This is a genomic window from Paenibacillus sp. FSL H8-0048 (assembly GCF_038002825.1).
Lineage (GTDB): Bacteria > Bacillota > Bacilli > Paenibacillales > Paenibacillaceae > Paenibacillus_AQ.
This window is the reverse complement of sequence record NZ_JBBODF010000001.1, coordinates 859660-873366: the sequence shown is the minus strand read 5'-3', so window position 1 is coordinate 873366 and position 13707 is coordinate 859660. Positions and strand designations below refer to the sequence as shown.

At 53.6% G+C, this 13707-nt stretch carries 9 protein-coding genes; 5 read left to right on the top strand and 4 right to left on the bottom strand.

All coding sequences use genetic code 11. The features are described from left to right. Positions 1-208 precede the first annotated feature (208 nt). Entirely contained in the window at positions 209-1441 is a 1233-nt protein-coding gene (locus NSU18_RS03785; protein ID WP_341148273.1) for an IS110 family transposase, read from the top strand. 209 nt (positions 1442-1650) lie between these two features. Here NSU18_RS03785 and NSU18_RS03780 read toward each other — a convergent pair whose 3' ends face one another. Further along, entirely contained in the window at positions 1651-2613 is a 963-nt protein-coding gene (locus NSU18_RS03780) for a helix-turn-helix transcriptional regulator (RefSeq protein WP_341021843.1), read from the bottom strand. Between the two features lie 97 nt (positions 2614-2710). On the opposite strand from NSU18_RS03780, the gene NSU18_RS03775 reads away from it, so the two are divergent. Next, positions 2711-3196, top strand: coding sequence for a GyrI-like domain-containing protein (locus NSU18_RS03775; RefSeq protein ID WP_341021844.1), 486 nt, complete (start codon positions 2711-2713; stop codon positions 3194-3196). A gap of 26 nt (positions 3197-3222) precedes the next feature. Then, entirely contained in the window at positions 3223-3687 is a 465-nt protein-coding gene (locus NSU18_RS03770) for a phage tail protein (protein WP_341148272.1), read from the top strand. A gap of 117 nt (positions 3688-3804) precedes the next feature. Here NSU18_RS03770 and NSU18_RS03765 read toward each other — a convergent pair whose 3' ends face one another. Both NSU18_RS03765 and NSU18_RS03760 read right to left on the bottom strand, forming a co-directional pair. Next, positions 3805-5055 (bottom strand): MFS transporter, encoded by a 1251-nt coding sequence (locus tag NSU18_RS03765; RefSeq protein WP_341021846.1) that lies wholly within the window; start codon positions 5053-5055, stop codon positions 3805-3807. Beyond that, positions 5052-5888, bottom strand: coding sequence for a TrmB family transcriptional regulator (locus NSU18_RS03760; RefSeq protein ID WP_341021847.1), 837 nt, complete (start codon positions 5886-5888; stop codon positions 5052-5054). Before NSU18_RS03760 ends, NSU18_RS03765 begins: the two co-directional genes overlap by 4 nt. Before the next feature lie 235 nt (positions 5889-6123). On the opposite strand from NSU18_RS03760, the gene NSU18_RS03755 reads away from it, so the two are divergent. After that, the gene (locus NSU18_RS03755; RefSeq protein WP_341021848.1) at positions 6124-6747 is read left to right on the top strand and encodes a lysozyme inhibitor LprI family protein; all 624 of its coding nucleotides are present in this window, start codon (positions 6124-6126) and stop codon (positions 6745-6747) included. 178 nt (positions 6748-6925) lie between these two features. Here the strand turns inward: NSU18_RS03755 and NSU18_RS03750 are convergent, their stop codons facing one another. After that, positions 6926-7240, bottom strand: a complete 315-nt coding sequence (locus NSU18_RS03750) for a DUF1835 domain-containing protein (protein ID WP_341148271.1) — start codon at positions 7238-7240, stop codon at positions 6926-6928. Positions 7241-7500: 260 nt separating this feature from the next. Here NSU18_RS03750 and NSU18_RS03745 point away from each other — a divergent pair, with 260 nt between their 5' ends. After that, positions 7501-13140 carry a rhamnogalacturonan lyase family protein gene (locus NSU18_RS03745; protein ID WP_341148270.1) on the top strand — a complete coding sequence of 1880 codons (5640 nt, stop codon included), beginning with the start codon at positions 7501-7503 and terminating at the stop codon, positions 13138-13140. Positions 13141-13707: the final 567 nt, after the last annotated feature.

Here is a 13707-nt window from a genome sequence, read left to right as displayed (position 1 = left end):
CCGTCGCATCCATTCTAAAAGAGGCTGTAGTCGTCAACACTACATATACAAATCAAAGGGCGGAAACGGTTACTGGGATACACCCCGTGCGAAAAACTGTTCTATTGCGCTTTTCGAGCATCGCCTATTGTAGCCCCCAAAAGTACGTGTATTAAATTACACTCACTCGAGCGCATGATTTGTAAGCTGACGATGGAGGATGATTGGAATGGATGCTGTACGTATGTGTTGCGCCGGTCTGGACGTGCACCAGGAAACCGTTGTGGCCTGCGTGTTGAAAGGACCGATCGAACAGAAACCCCAATGTCACCTGAAAACCTTTGGGACGACAACCAAAGAATTGCTAGGCCTGCAAGATTGGCTGAGTGAACAAGGCTGTCGGGAGGTGGTGATGGAGAGTACGGGCGTGTTATGGAAACCGGTATGGAACATCTTAGAGGGCAGTTGTGATCTGGTCTTGGCCAACGCCCAGCGGGTAAAGAATACGCCGGGTCGAAAAAGTGACATGCAAGATGCGCGCTGGTTAGCGCAATTGCACCGTTGCGGGCTCATTGAAGGCAGTATGGTGCCCGAACAAGACATCCGGGATTTGCGAGACTTGACCCGTTACCGGAGTAAGATGGTGCAGGCGGTGACGGCGGAGAAAAACCGCATTCACAAAATCCTGCAGGATGCCAACATTAAGCTAACCACCTTTATGTCCGATCTATATGGGGTTTCGGGACGGGGCCTGCTCCAGAAGATCATGGACGGCGAGGTCATCGACGAAGGGACCGTTAAAAACCTGGTCAAAACCCGTTTGAAAAAGAAAGTTCCGCAGTTGCTAGACGCGCTCAATGGCAAGTTGCGCCGTCATCACCGCGAGATGATTCGAGACCACTGGGACCACTTGGTCTATTTGGAGAAAAGGATCACGGAGCTGGAAGCTCGAATCGAGGCGAAGGCAGAACCGTACCTGGAGGTGATTGAACAAATTGACTCCATTCCAGGAATTGAGCGGACGTCTGCCGTGACCATCTTTGCCGAAGTGGGGCCGCATGTCGCGGAAATGTTCCCGAGTGATGCGCAGTTTGCATCATGGGCGGGGGTGTGTCCAGGGAACAACGAAAGCGCGGGAAAGCGAAGAAAGTCAAAAACGATGCAAGGGAACAAGCATCTGAAAGGGGCCTTGTGTCAGGCGGCTTGGGCGAACTCTCGCTCCTCGAACCGGATCGGCCAATTTTTTCGACGAATACGTAAGAGAAGAGGCGATAAAAAAGCAAACGTCGCCACCGCGCATTTGCTGATTCGAATCCTCCATGCCCTGATGCGGGAGAAGAGGTCATACCAAGAAATAGACGTCTCACTAGGCGATGAGACGTCCAAGAAAAACACGTTAGATAGGTACGTGAACTATATCCAGCAGTTAGGATATAGCGTGCAATTAAATCCTATCCAATAGTCTTCCCTTTTTCAAAAAAAACGAAACGTTTTTTTGGGGCGGTGGGTCTTTTTTTGTCAAAACCCGTTCTGCTGCGCATTTTCCGGTACTTTTATTTTCGTATTAAACCGATCACATTGGACAGCGGGATGGCAAACGGGCCGAATGTAGTCGGAAAACAGAACACATTGGATCGCGGCGAACGCAACAGTAGGCGGGCCGCACACTCCCTAAGTCTGAAACAAATCTACCCTCGCTTGCAGCTCCGCCCGTACTTCCTCCGGGATTTCCTTCATCTTAAGATCATCGCCCAGGAACAACAGCCAGTTTGTGATCTCCTTCAGCTCCTCCATCCGATTGACCTCGACATCCATCTTCAGGATAGCGGTAGTCTGATAGGGATTGGTGTAGGACAGCGCAACCCGGAACGGGTGATATTTGCGGTATTGGGCAATGGCCCGGGGACCGAGCTCCAGGACAAGGTTGTTTTTTACCTGCTGCTTGCTTAGCTTCTCCTGAATTTTTTTGGTGCTCAGCCTCTTGGGTTCGGGGGAGGGGATCACATCCGTAAGCTGATCAACCGGGATGATCCGTTTTCTGGAGGCGTCCAGGTCGAAGGACTCGATGAGCCACAGGCTTTTCTCCTGATAGAGACGTAAAAGATACACAGCATATGTGATATCCTGTTGCTCTTCCCGGCAGGTGAGTAGCAGATAGCGGTCCGCCAGCAGGAGCCGGATCAGCTTGTCCAGCATAGGGTGGGGGAGATCAGACAGATCCAGCAGATCAGGATTGCCCGGATGGGTGCCCTCGAACAGCAGGATCTGATTGAGAAGAACAAGCTCCTCCTGCTGATTCTCCGAGATGAGCCCCAGTAATTTCTCCGTCAGCGACTGGCGGCTTTTGAGATAAGGAAGTTGGCCGTTTCTTGTCGCCATGAAGGCAATGAACAGCGCTTTGACCTCGTTATCCGTGAACCGGACCACCGGAAGGATAGAGTTACGCATGACGGAATACCCGCCATCCCGGCCCACCTCAGCAACCAGCGGCATACCCAGAGCCTCGATTTCCCGGATATCCCGCTGGGCGGTCGAACGTGAAATGTTGAATTCCCGCATGATTTCCGTCAGGGTAAAATGGGCACGATTGTTAATGTACCGCATGATGATGTTGATCCGTTCTACTTTTTTCATCGCGGCTCCTAAACAGGTTCATTTTTTGACATGATTTAAGGTTATCATATACATAGCAGGTGAGGAACACAAATATGAATAAAGGCGGGATATGACAATGGCAGGGTACACTATTGAAGAGAAAGACAGCTTTACGGTGATTGGTCTGGGCGTTGATCTTAAGAGTGATTATACGGACTATGCGGGGATCTATAAGGAGAAGATGGATTTTTGGCAGGCAGTCAGTGATGATGGCAGGCTCGACTTATTAAAAGGGATTGCGGCGAATGAATATGTGTTTGTAGTAAACGAAGCAGTGAACGGCAAAATGATGCATTACGCCGGGGTAATGGCTGATGCAGCCGCGCAGATTCCGCAAGAGGCCCGGGTGATCCAGTTCCCGAAAGGGGAATACCTCGTAGTGGCAGGAGAAGGAGCGACGACTGAGGAATTAAGCAATACCGTGACGGGCATAGCCTTCGGACAAGCCTTGCCGCAAGCAGAAGGGTACGCCTACGTGGGCGGGCCCAATACGGCTGTGGAGATGGGACGGCGTGACGGCTCGCTGTATGGTGAAATGTGGATTCCGGTCGTCAGAAACTAAAGTAATGTAATGGAGGATAACTAACTATGGCGTATACAGTTGATTTCAAAGAAGTATCTGTGCAAGGTCTGGAGTCGTCGCCCGTTGCTGAGGCGCTGGCGGGTCTGCGTGCGAATGAGGCGCGGTATTTCATGAACAAGTATAAGCATGAATTCACAGTCGTTCCGGCCAGTGAAAGCCAGGAGACGCTGGATTACGTGAACGGGATTCTGAGCAAGGAGCGGGGTCTTGAATTTGCAGCCAAGCCACTCCAAACATCGCGCTTCCAGGTGGAGAATATCCGGTTCGCCTACGTTTTCTATGAGGATGGTCTTGCCCTTAACGTGATGTACACTGTGGATGACCCGAAGAAGCGGGCAGTTGGCTTCAAGCTCTCAGAGGGGATGGAGATTCCGAAGGAGCTGGCGGACAAGTTCAAGTTCGCGCGGCAGAAGTCGAAGCTGGCCGGTACGATCCGGGGATCGTTTTTTGTGATTAAAGGGGAGCACTAATTTCCATCCCCACAAAGTGGAGCTTAAGCTTCGAAGTATATTCAGATACTTTGTGGGGGCCTCAAAACAAATAAATTCGTAAAGAGGGGCTGCCAAACGGCAGCCCCTTTCGAGCGTTCAAATCTCCTCCGCTGTATACGTCTTCTGGGTACGGAGGACCGGGAAGAACCGGTACATCCAGAGCACGGTAATAATCAGGGTGCCCACTCCGCCGATCACGGTTGCAGGCACAGCCCCGACCAGCCCGGCCATGGTGCCGGACTCGAATTCGCCAAGCTGGTTCGAGGTACCGATGAATAACGAATTCACTGCGTTTACCCGGCCCTGCATTTCCTGCGGCGTGTTGACCTGCACCAGTGTCGAGCGGATAACGACACTCACGACATCCGAGCCGCCGATCAGAACCAGCGCGAACAGGGACAGCCAGAAGCTGTGGGAGATGCCGAACAGCATCGTTGCCAGGGCGAAGACGACCAGCGAGGCGAACAGCATCCGGCCGATGGCCCGTTCCACCGAATAGCGGGTCAGGATGAGCGAGACGATAATCGCACCTACCGCCGGGGCGGAGCGCAGCAAACCAAGACCGAGCGAGCCGGTCTTCAGGATATCCTCGGCGAAGATTGGCAGCAGTGCCGTGGCCCCGCCAAGCAGTACAGCGAACAGGTCCAGCGAGATTGTACCCAGGATAATCTTGCGGGCGAAGACAAACCGCAAGCCGCTGAGAAAGGTGTCCATGCTGACCGCGTCCAGCTTCTTGACGAAATGGACGGTCTTGACGAAGAAGATTAGCACCGTAGATACCAGCAGCGCGGCAAGCGAGGCGAGATAGGCGGCAGCCGTACCCCAGACGACGAGGACACCTCCGAGCGACGGGCCCACGATCATCGCCGTCTGCATAGCAGACGCGGACCATGCCGCTGCCTTCGGAAGCTGCTCCCGATCCACAATGTCCGGCACCAGCGCTGCCGAGGCCGGACTCTCGAAGGTACGGCATGCACCAAGTACTGCTGCGGCTGCCAGCAGTTGGACCGCGCTGAGCCAGCCTTCGATGCTGCCGAGGACAAGCATCAGCACGATGAGGCACTCTGTAAGCTGGCACAGGAACACAATGGTTCGGCGGTCATAGCGGTCAGCCGTCTGTCCGGCAGGCAATGTCAGCAGCAGCATGGGCAGGAATTGGGCCAGCCCGACCAGTCCAAGCTGGTAGGCGCTGCCGGTCAGCGCATACATCTGCCAGCCAATCGCCACCGACAGCATCTGGAAGGCACTGGTGGAGAAGATCCGCGCGATCCATAGGCGCAGGAACGAGCGGTTATGCAGTACAGATGAGTGTGAAGTAGTCATATCCGGTGTATTCAATCTATTCAATGGGAGTCATCCTCCAAGCAATCTGGATTAGGTTCCGATTCGGGGGCTGGCTTCCGCCCGCGCATTTCTGGGTGTTCCTGGAATATTAAGGAGTAATTCTTGCCATAACGCGCCTCCAGCTCCAGGGCGAAATCCTGCTCAATGCGCATCATCACGACATCGTGATAATAAGACGTCTGAAGGACATCCAGCACAGCCGGATGGTTGCTCTCCAATGCAGAAGCCTGCCCGTGGCGGGTGAAGCTGCCCAGCAGAGAGGTCTCCTTATCCAGCAGGAGAGAGAAGTTCCGGGAGGTCTTCGGCCCGCCTGCCGGAACACTATGCACAATGACACGCGACAGCGCTGTAGGTATGTCGCCTATCACCATCAGGTGGACGGCAATGCCCCGTTCTTCGGCGGCAAGCAGTGTGTCTTCTATCCGGTGCAGATCCTCCGCCCAGATATCTGCCAGAATCTCCTCGCTGGCATTGGCAGCAAGACGCTTTACTGCCAGACCGACCTGTGCATCTCCCTTCCAGTTGCTGAAGAATGGCGGTGCGGCAGGCAGGTGGGTCAGCTCGTTCTCCAGCAGGCGGGCGGTGCGCTCAAACTCTGCCTGAAGCAGCTTGACGACCTGACGGACTGGAATTGCAGCAAAGGTAACCGGCTCGCCTTCGATTGTCCGGCAGACTCCTTTATCTACCAGACTGCGTAGTGCGGCGTATACATTGGAGCGGGACACGGACACCTGCTTGGCGACCTCATAACCCGAGGAGGGCGGCTGCCCGTGCAGCGCCAGATAACAGCGGGCTTCCAGGTCGGATAAGCCGAGCTTGCGTAATGCTTCAATCATGGGTGAACCGCCTTTCTGTGAGAGTAAATAATGCTTCGTTGTATGTAGAAGTATTTCAAAATACTACTCCGATCCCAAAGTGCTGTCAAGCAGTAATATTCGGCCGTCCGCGCTTCCAAGCGTTTCAAAAAATGATTACACCCGGGTGAAATCAGGTAATAACTCTCAAGACGGCTTATGAACAGCCGGTATACAATAGAGTCTCAACTATAAACCAATGACAGGATGAGGACTTATGCGAAAAGCAATTCTGACTACCATGCTCATCTCCAGTCTCTTACTGGCTGGCTGCGGCAATAACGAGGCGGCAAATGGCGGTGCGGCGGCTACGGCAGAGACCGGACAAGCAGCGACGGCAAGCCCGGAGGTTACACCAGAGGTCACGCCGGAACCGGCATCTGAGGCTACCGTAGAGCCCGCACCGGAAGCTACGGCACAGGCTCCTGCGCAGACAGCCGCGCCTGAAGCCACTCCGCAGGCCAGTGCAGCGGCGGGGGAATCCCAGCGGCAGACTTATTTTGACAAGCTGGATAAGATTGAAGAAGGACTAAGCGATCTGAAGGCGATGTCAGCCAGCGGTGTAACGGCAGACATGAAGGAGGCCGCCTCCAAGGAGCATGAACGCTGGGACAAGGCGCTAAATGAAATCTACCAGGAGCTTAAAGCGCAGCTTACCGAAGCCGATATGGCGAAACTGAAAGAGGAGCAGCTAAGCTGGATCAAGGAACGCGATAAAGCAGCAGAGGAAGCAGCTGCCAAATATAAAGGCGGAACGATGGAGGGGCTGGAGTACGCGGCGACCTTGGCTTCAGTAACGAAGGAGCGTTGTTATAAGCTGGTGGAATTGTATATGAAGTAATCAAATAGCGCAGCGATTTTCTCATAAGGAGGGCCGCTGCGCTATTTTTTTGACCACTTGAATGGCTGAAGAATTATTAACTCTAACACGCGGATGAAGACACCCCCTGCACTAACAAATCCCTTTCTGCCCTGATTGCGCTCTTGCTCCACTTTCAGTTCAGTAACGGACCTCAGAATTACCTCATCCAGCGCGCTTTCACGGTCTGTGCCATATGGACAAGCTGATTCTCTTGGTTATGGTGCTGGCTAAGGCTGTAATTCTCATCTCGTTCCATTATCCAAAGATGCCTGTTCTGCATTCCGGTTATGGTGTCCAACCCTGATAAAGGCCCAATTGAGAATAATTCATTAAAAGCCAGAACTTGGCTTGTCTCACGTTTACCGAGGGCACTAAGCGCTACTTTTAAAGAACCCGCATCCGACATGCCGAAAAGAATATGTACATATTCCTGTTCCATTCCTTCAATTGAAGCTCCATGTTCCTCTGCCATAAACACTCCCCTAACCAAACATATCCTTTATGATACCACATATTGGAACCTGGCTTAGCCGTTATAATAGTCGATTCTAGGCTGAAAGTGCTTTTTTTTGAGCAGAATGAATCCCTATTATTTGTTACGCTCCATATGAATGTTACCAGGAAAGGAGGCGGGAGTGCTCAAGCTCAAGCCGGAAGACAACTATGAGAGCATCTGCACAAGTGTCCCCTGATTTCTAAATTGATTTTAGAATAATAGGAGGAGTGAAGTACATGGGTAGAAAAAAGAGGTCTGTTCAGAAATCCTTGCTCACATTCATATTATCCTGTCTGCTTGTCTTACCGCTTGCCCTCCCGCCTGCTCCGGCACACGCAGCAACTACAGGGAATCTTCCTGCCCGTCAGGCAGAATATCTGGACCGTGGCTTGGTGGCTGTTCTGACGGATGGCGGTGTTTTTGTGAGCTGGAGGTACTTGAATACGGATTCGGATGAAATCGCTTACAATGTCTACAAGAACGGGATGAAGGTGAACCCGGCACCGATCACGGATTCTACCAACTATCTGGACACCACAGGTGCAGACAGCTCACAATATCAGATTGCTACAATTGTTGCCGGGAAGGAAGAGATGCAGGCCGAGCGGGCAGCGGTGTGGCATAATTCTTATCTGCCGATTCCGCTGGATAAGCCTGAGGGTGGCCGAACCAAGGACGGGGGGACGTATTCCTATTATGCCGGGGATGCGACCGTTGGCGATCTGGACGGGGACGGGGAATATGAGATCGTTTTTTTGTGGAGTCCGAGCAATTCCAAGGATAATTCACAAGCCGGGTATACAGGGAACGTCTACATCGATGCGGTCAAAATGGACGGCACCAAGCTCTGGCGCATTGATCTTGGCGTGAACATCCGGGCCGGGGCGCACTATACGCAGCTGATGGTGTATGACCTGGACGGCAACGGCAAAGCTGAGGTGGTGGTCAAAACGGCAGACGGCACCAAAGACGGGCAGGGTACAGTCATCGGTGACGGCACCAAGGATTACCGTAACGATGGAGGTTATATCCTCAGCGGGCCGGAATATCTGACGCTGTTCGACGGACAGACCGGCGCAGCGGTGTCCACCGTTGACTATGATCCGCCAAGAGGCAATGTGAGCGCGTGGGGAGACGGATACGGCAACCGCGTCGACCGGTTCCTGGCCGGAATTGCATACTTGGACGGCGTGAAGCCAAGCGTTGTGATGGCCCGTGGCTATTATACAAGAACAACGCTTACCGCATACGACTACACGAATGGCGCATTGGTGAAGCGCTGGAACTTCGACACGAACCAAGCTGGCACACAATATGAAGCACAAGGCAATCACAACCTTAGTGTGCTGGACGCAGACGGGGACGGCAGAGACGAGATCATGTACGGTGCGCTGGCAATTGATGATGACGGCACGCTGCTGTACAGCACAGGGCTCGGCCATGGAGATGCGATGCACGCCGGGAAGCTCGATCCGAACCGGGAAGGATATCAGGTCTTCAGTGTGCATGAACATAAGGATGCTGCCTACGGGCTGGAGATGCGCGATGCGGCTACAGGCGAGATCCTCTGGGGCCAATTCACCGGAAAAGATACCGGACGGGGCATGTCCGCCGATATCGATCCGGAGCATCCCGGCTACGAGTCTTGGGCGTCCACGATTGTAAACGGGCAGATGGACCCGTTATCCCGAGGCTATTCGGCAGACGGACAGGTGATCTATGAACAGAATGAAGTGCCGCGAAGCGCGAATTTTGCGATCTGGTGGGATGGGGATCTTCAGCGGGAGCTGTTCGACCACGACTGGAATAACACTACCGCGCAAGGCATTCCGCTCATTTATAAGTGGGATTACCGGAATAAGCAGCTGAAGGAGATTTTTCGGGCGGCGGGTACACTGACTAATAATCATACCAAAGGCAACCCGGCCCTTCAGGCGGACCTTCTGGGCGATTGGCGCGAGGAGCTGTTGCTGCGCAGCGAAGACAGTACGGAGTACAGACTCTATACCACCACGATTCCTACAACCTACAGAATTCCAACACTCATGCAAGATCCGGTGTACCGGCTGGGGATTGCCTGGCAGAACGTAGCGTACAACCAGCCGCCGCATACCGGCTTCTATCTTGGGACGGAGGCAACCGCTTTTCCAAAAGCAAATCTAACACTGGCCGGAGCGCCGCAACCGCTGGAGCAGCTACACCACTTCGGGTTCGGTACGGAGTCGCCAGCCGGAACCACCTCTGTACAGGCTACGCCGTACACTGAGGGCACGGGATATGGTTTCGAGAGCACAAGCGGGATCATCTTAGGCTCGGGCCACGCTTCTCTGCCGGAGAACACCAAGTTTGCGGTAGACCTGCCGAATGCCAATTACAAGGTGACGCTCAAGCTGGGCAGCGGAGACAGAGACTCGAACGTAGGAGTGAAATCCGAATTTGTGCAAAAGCTGGCACTCACTGAGGTCCCTGCCGGAACACCACTACACTATTCCTATGACATTGCAGTGGTTGACGGGCAGTTAGAGTTTATTTTCTCCGGCAAGGCAGCCGATGTGCAGGAGATTAAGATCGAGAAATACCCGCAGAAGACGCCGGGAACCGGAACAACCATCTATATGGCCGGGGATTCGACGATGCAGTCCTACAGTGGAATGCAGGCTCCGCAGGAAGGCTGGGGCCAGCAATTCGGTAACTACTTCAGCAGCGGAGTCACGATCCAGAATGATGCCATCGGCGGCAGAAGCAGCAAGTCGTTCATGGTGGACGGCCGTCTGGATAGTATTCTGCAGCAGATCAGGCCGGGCGATTATTTCTTCATCTCCTTCGGCCATAACGATGCAAGTGTCGGCATCCCTGACCGTTATGCCTCTCCGGCAGATTATGCAGCGTACTTGACCCGATACGTGAACGGAGCCAAGCAGCGCGGGGCCACACCGGTTCTGTTAACGCCGGTAGGACGCAGAGACTTCAATACGATCACTCAGGAATTCAATGTAAGCTTTCCGGAATATGTGAAGGCGGCAAAAGAAACTGCGGCTGCGCTGAACGTCCCGCTAATTGATCTGAGCCAGCTCAGCATTGCAGATTACAACCGGATCGGTCTGGCCGCTACGGAGAAGCTTTTCCTCTATGCCAATCCGGGGGAATATCCTAAGTATCCGAACGGTGTGAGCGATAATACCCATTTCAGCACCTACGGTGCGCAAGTAATTGCCGGTCTGGTGGCTGGCGCTGTGAAGGACATGGGCCTAAGTATATCCCCGTTCGTGATTGATCCCGGTATTACCGAGCCTGAGCCGGAGCCGGAGGTACAGCGGTATGCGGAGGACTTCGAGGGCGACCCGGCCGCTGCACAATATTCGATGGTGAATGCTACGGGCACTGCCGGAACGATGGCGGGCACGGTTACCGAAGAGAACGGGAACAAGGTATTGTCTGTGACGGGTTCCGGCTCCGGCAACCGCGCTAAGGTATTCCGCCTGTTCGATGCAGTGAACGGTGACATTGTGAATGTCGATTTCAACTGGCATTCCGGCAATGTGGGCGCTGCTCCGTCGGAGGGGCATCTGAGTCTGCAGGATGCGAATGAGAATCTGATTTTCACCCTGTTCACCAAGACCGGAGCGGCAAGCCCGAATACGAACATTCATTATTTCACCGGCCCGTATACACCTGATTATGGTACCGGCACTACTGCCATTCCAGGGGGCGGGACCGCTACGGATATTCCCAAGAACCAGTGGGTGAATGTTAAGCTGAAGATTGATTTTGCCGGAAAAACCCTTGACCTCACCTTAACAAGTCTCGCTAATCCAAATGTCACCCAGACGATCCGTGATATTCCGCTTAGTCCTGGCGTCTATGCGAATAACGTTAGGGGCTTGCGGTTCCTGGGTACGCGAAAAGGAGGAGGAGGCACGCTGAATTGGACTACCCAGATCGACAATGTAAAAATTGAAGGCACGAAGCTGCCGGTGGCAGCAGGCGACATGGCTGCGTTGATTGCGCTGCACAAAGATGTTAAGGCTATCGACCTGACATCCTACACGGAAGCGTCTATAGCTGTGGTGCAAAGAGCCTTGAACGCTGCCGAAGCCCTGATCGGAACAACAGCCTCGCAGGCGCAGATTAACCATGCGGTAAATATGCTGAACGTTGCACGCGACTCACTGACCAGCGAGGTTGCCGGGGATGTTAGTACGTATTCCTTTGATTTTGGCTCCGGCAGTGCAGCAGACGGCTATACGAAGGTGGATGCCAAACGGGCCTACGTAGAAGGGAACGGCTACGGGTTCGCCGACACTGCGCTGGTCCAGGATGAGAACCGGGGAACCGGCAATCCGCTGACCGAGGACTTTACCCGTGTGAACGGCACTTCGTTTCTGGTGGAGATGAAGCCGGCGAATTACCGGGTGACGATGACTATCGGGGATGCGCAGGAAGTGACCCAATCCGGGGTTACGGTGGAACAAATGAACAAGCTGCCAGCCACCACCATCCCCTCCGGCCAATTCAAGGAAGTGACCTATGATGTCGCCCTGATCGATGGCATATTTAACTTCAGCTTCTCCGGCAGTACACCGAAGATCAACGCGCTGAAGATTGAACGCCTGCCGGAGCAGGTAGCGGCTGATAAGCCAACTCTCTATCTGGCGAGCGATTCCACCGTGGCCAATTATGCGGAGAGCTACCGTCCGCAGGCCGGATGGGGCGAGACGCTGGGCCGTTATTTTGACACTGACAAGATTGCCATTGATAACCGGGCAGTCGGTGGACTAAGCAGCAAAACCTTCCTGAACGGCGGATATCTAAACGATATTCTGCTCGGTATTCATGAAGGGGATTATCTGTTCATGCAGTGGTCGCATAATGATTCCACGCCGTCCCGGCCGGAACGTTATCTTACCCCGGAGCAGTTCAAGGAGTATCTGAAGGATTATATTAACGGCGCAGTGCAGAGAGGTGCGGTTCCTGTACTGGTTACACCAGTGAACCGGCGGGATTTCAGCGGTGAGGTGCTGAATAAGAGCTTCCCGGCATACGTGCAGGCGATGAAGGAAACGGCGCAGGAGACGGGAACGCTGCTGGTTGACCTGAATGAAGCAAGCTGGGAGTATTTTCAGGAGCTGGGTACAGAGGGCACCAAGTCCATCTTCATGTGGACGGGAAGCACAGAAGACAATACCCATCTGCAGATGAACGGTGCGATTAAGGTATCTGAGCTGGTAGCGGGGCTTGTGAAGAAGCTGAATATTCCGCTGTCCGCTTGGGTTACCCTGGGCGAACCGCTCGCGGACGGCGCTCCGGGCCAGCCGGTGCTGTCTGATAATAACGGCCATGATACGGGGCTGCGGGACGGCGATTATACTGTTACGATGAATCTCTGGTGGGGCAATAATGGGACCCGCTTCAAGCTCTTCGAGAACGGCGAAATGATTGAGGAGGGCGCTCTGACAGACCAGTCACCGTCCGCCCAGTCAGTGCAGATTGATATTACCGGCAGATCGAATGGAACTTACGTTTATACGCTGGAATTGAGCAATGGGTATGGAGCGGTGACCAGCGAACCTTTGACAGTAACAGTCGCTGATGCTGCCCCGGGGCAGGCGGAGTTATCCAACGATAACTGGGACGGGGACGGCAGCTATGCGGTCACAATGAATCTGTGGTGGGGGACGAATGCGGCGGAATACCAGTTGTATGAGAATGGTATTTTGGTTGATACCCAGACTCTACAGGCGCATACCCCGGATGCCCAGTCCGCAGTCACTGCAATCTCCGGCAAAGCTCCCGGAACCTATGAATACGAAGCCGTCCTGCGCAACGCGGCAGGCGAGTCGAGATCTGCGAAGATGACAGTGACGGTGCGGAAGTGAGCGGTTGACTGAAGTGAGAACGATGCACGTGGTGGTGTTAGATTAACTGGAAAAGCCCGGGGAACCGGGCTTTTTGTGCATATATTAGAAACTATTACAGTATCGGACCGAAGAGACCTTATCCCCACAAGAACACCGCCTTTTGTAGCGTAACGGACTCAGGCGACCTTATCGTCTTTCTGTGAGGCGTTTCGGAGCTGAAATGCAGGGGATAAGGTCCTTGCGGTCCGTTAATCGCTCAAGTGACGACTTTCTTCCCGGATAAGAGCACCTCAGTCCGTTACGCTAAGCCAAACGGTCCTAAAGAAAAACCTCATAATGACTGTGAAAAACAGCATGCATTCAGGCCGCGTATTGGTGCCTCTCCCTACGCCGGATGCCGTCAATAGTAGCAGTAGAGTGAAAGAGAGTCGAAATTCATGCAGCGACGTGCAGCTATTGCGATAAAAGACCCCAGCTACAGCAATCTTGCAATAGTACAGTAACAATCCTTTAAGCAGCATGCTATTCTTGGGCCAGCAACCAGCAGCACCAAGAACACTAATACCTGGATAGTTGTTGAAAGGG

Coding starts and splice junctions, on each gene's coding strand:
- NSU18_RS03785 (WP_341148273.1), top strand. CDS start 209: ATGGATGCTGTACGTATGTGTTGCGCCGGTCTGGACGTGCACCAGGAA.
- NSU18_RS03780 (WP_341021843.1), bottom strand. CDS start 2,613: ATGAAAAAAGTAGAACGGATCAACATCATCATGCGGTACATTAACAAT.
- NSU18_RS03775 (WP_341021844.1), top strand. CDS start 2,711: ATGGCAGGGTACACTATTGAAGAGAAAGACAGCTTTACGGTGATTGGT.
- NSU18_RS03770 (WP_341148272.1), top strand. CDS start 3,223: ATGGCGTATACAGTTGATTTCAAAGAAGTATCTGTGCAAGGTCTGGAG.
- NSU18_RS03760 (WP_341021847.1), bottom strand. CDS start 5,888: ATGATTGAAGCATTACGCAAGCTCGGCTTATCCGACCTGGAAGCCCGC.
- NSU18_RS03755 (WP_341021848.1), top strand. CDS start 6,124: ATGCGAAAAGCAATTCTGACTACCATGCTCATCTCCAGTCTCTTACTG.
- NSU18_RS03750 (WP_341148271.1), bottom strand. CDS start 7,240: ATGGCAGAGGAACATGGAGCTTCAATTGAAGGAATGGAACAGGAATAT.
- NSU18_RS03745 (WP_341148270.1), top strand. CDS start 7,501: ATGGGTAGAAAAAAGAGGTCTGTTCAGAAATCCTTGCTCACATTCATA.